Here is an 828-nt window from a genome sequence, read left to right on the forward strand (position 1 = left end):
AAAAATACCCGAATTATGGGACGGACATGCGGCGGAAAGAATTGTGGAAATCCTGAGAAACAGGAAATAATCAGAGAATAGGGAAATCAGTATCTTTTGGCGCATCTTCTCCCCCATTTTTCTTTTTATCTTATCTTTTTTTTCGCCAGCGGCGGAAAGGCTTTGGTCCAAAACTCCTATCCAATCACCCATTGAATAAACGGAATCGCTTTAATCCGTATGTCCCCAACTTCAATATCCTCCCACTGATCGCGCGTGATGATCAGTGCCTGATTCACTTTAAATTCCTCACAAGCTTTGACAATCGCATTTACCTCACTCCGACGAGTTTTTTCGTCCTCCATCCGATAACAAACCTGAACGATCCCAAATTCATTATCTTTCTGAAAATTCTGCGGGATGACAAAATCCACCTCTCTAACGGTTCGATCTTTCCAATAATATACTTCATCATATTTTCTTGCGAGCGTCTGATATACCAGATTTTCAAGTAACCAGCTGGAATCCTCCGCTTTAACAAACGCAACCGATCGTCTTCATAATTCACATACAGAATATTCGATGCCGGTGTCGATTTTATCAATTCCGTAACCATTTGAAAAAAAAGCGTACTTTGCGGACTTTGCGAGAAATATCTTATTGTTCTTCTCTGCGTACTCTGCTAGAAAGAATTCTCTGCGTACTCTGCGAGAAGTAATTCTCTGCGTACTCTGCGGACTTTGCGAGAAATATCTTATTGTTCCTCTTCGCGGACTCTGCGAGAAGTAATTCTCTGCGTACTCTGCGCGGACTTTGCGAGAAATATCTTATTGTTCATCTTTGCGGACT

The 828-nt window shown here is 41.7% G+C and carries 1 protein-coding gene; it reads right to left on the reverse strand.

The features are described 5' to 3' along the window. Positions 1–176: 176 nt before the first annotated feature. Positions 177–413 carry a hypothetical protein gene (locus tag COT43_02850; GenBank protein ID PIS29922.1) on the reverse strand — a complete coding sequence of 79 codons (237 nt, stop codon included), beginning with the start codon at positions 411–413 and terminating at the stop codon, positions 177–179. Positions 414–828: the final 415 nt, after the last annotated feature.

This window comes from Candidatus Marinimicrobia bacterium CG08_land_8_20_14_0_20_45_22, from assembly GCA_002774355.1.
GTDB lineage: Bacteria > Fidelibacterota > UBA2242 > UBA2242 > UBA2242 > 0-14-0-20-45-22.